Annotated in this window: 2 protein-coding genes; both read left to right on the forward strand. The window is 72.9% G+C overall.

The genetic code is table 11. The features are described from left to right. A partial coding sequence (locus AB0C29_RS46320) for a hypothetical protein (protein ID WP_360834465.1) occupies window positions 1-740 on the forward strand: 740 nt, incomplete at its 5' end. Between the two features lie 23 nt (window positions 741-763). Continuing rightward, window positions 764-1,816 (forward strand): AsnC family transcriptional regulator, encoded by a 1,053-nt coding sequence (locus tag AB0C29_RS46325; RefSeq protein ID WP_360834467.1) that lies wholly within the window; start codon window positions 764-766, stop codon window positions 1,814-1,816. Window positions 1,817-1,864: the final 48 nt, after the last annotated feature.

A 1,864-nucleotide genomic window follows, 5' to 3' on the forward strand; every position in this document is an offset into this window, starting at 1 on the left:
GCACCGAAGTGGGCGACGTGGACGGGCCACCGCCGGACGGCGGCTGCGGTGAGGTCACCGAAAGCACGAGTACACGCACACACAGTCGACGTGACCGGTGGCGGGCCCTCAACATGGGCGACAAGGCCGGGGTGATCTCGGCCGTCATCGCGGCGATCACGGCGCTCGCGGCCGGTGGCAACTGGGCCTGGCAGCACTTCTCCGGCCCGGACGACAAGGCGGTTTCGAGCGCTGCCGCCACCACGCCCCCGGCACCGACGGCCGGACCGGACACGAGCCCACCGGCCGGCACCGCATCCCCGTCGCCGGGGGCAGGCGCCGGCACGCCCCTGGACACCCTCGACCGGATCGGCGGCGCGGTGGTGGCCCTGCCCGACGGCGTGACCGCAGCGGACTTCTCGCGGCCGGTGGCCGTCGAGTGCCCCAGCAACGATACGGGCGACCAGACCCGAACCCTCACCTACGAACTCGACCGCAGGTTCCACACCTTCACGGCGACGGTGAGCGGCTGGTCGGAGACGCGCAAAGCGGATCCCGTCGAGGTCCGGGTCTACACGAAGACCCGGCAGAAAGATGACACCTTCCGCACCCTCGAGGCCGGCATGCAGGGCGGTGTCGTCAACGAGCCCGGCCGCGCGTTGAGCGCCAAGGTCACCGGGGCCGATCAGCTGCTGGTCGAGGTGCGCTGTCAGCGTCCGGACGGGATCGTCATCCTGGACGCAGCCACACTCGGCGGCTGACCTCAGCGCGTAGCATTCCAGCCGTGGCCTCTTCCAAAGAGACGGATTCCGCCGCGGTCGACCAGTTGGATCGGCAGATCCTCCAGGGGCTGCGGCTCGCCCCGCGGGTTCCGTTCGCCCGGCTGGCGGCCGTGCTGGCCGTCTCCGAGCAGACCGTCGCCCGGCGCTATCAGCGGATGCGCACCCGGGGTCTGATCCGGGTCTTCGGGCAGGCCGATCCCGAGCGGCTGCCCGGGACCACGTACTGGACGCTGCGGATCTCCTGCCGGCCCGGCACCGCCGCCGTGACGGCGCAGGCGCTGGCGCGGCGGACCGACACGAGCTGGGTGACCATCGGGGCCGGCGGCGCCGAGCTGACCTGCGCGGTGCGGGTGACCGCGGACCACGACCGCCGTGAGGGCCTGCTGCATCATCTGCCGCGGGCGACGAACGTGCTCTCGCTCAGCGCCCATCAGGTGCTGCACCGTTTCGTGGGGCGGGGTGAGACCGACTGGATCGCCGGCGACGAGCAGTTGAGCGCGGATCAGCGCGAGCAGTTGCTGGACGGGAACGACCCCGGCGTACGGGCGGGTTCTGAAATGCGGGTGACCGACGAGGGCGGCGCCCGGGTCGAGGCCGGGGACCGGGCGCTGCTCGCCGCGCTCGCCCGGGACGGGCGGGCCGGTTATGCCGCGCTGGCCACCGTCACCGGCTGGACCCAGCGCAAGGTCGCCCTGCGGCTCGGCGCGCTGATCGCCGCCGGGGCGGTGTACTTCGACACCGAGGTGGCGGCTTCCCTGATGGGTTTCCGGTCGGCGGCGAACCTGTGGCTCACCGTCGCGCCGGCCGATCTGGCCGCGGTCGGCGCCCGGCTCGCCGATCACCGCCAGCTGGCCTGGGCGGCGGCGGTCACCGGCACCGCCACCATCACCGCGATCGCGCTGTGCCGGGACGCCGAGGAGCTCTACCGCTATCTGACCACCGAGGTCGCCGCCATCCCGGAGATCCGCACCTGCGAGACGGTGCCGGTGCTGAGCCGGGTCAAGCATGCCGTCTCACTCGTGGACGGCGGTGTACTCGGGGAGCCGGTCCTCTGAGGATGCCGGGGCGGCCGGCCGGACCAGGATGAGCACCGCGATCCCGCC

The organism is Actinoplanes sp. NPDC048791, assembly GCF_040650095.1.
Classification (GTDB): Bacteria; Actinomycetota; Actinomycetes; order Mycobacteriales; family Micromonosporaceae; genus Actinoplanes.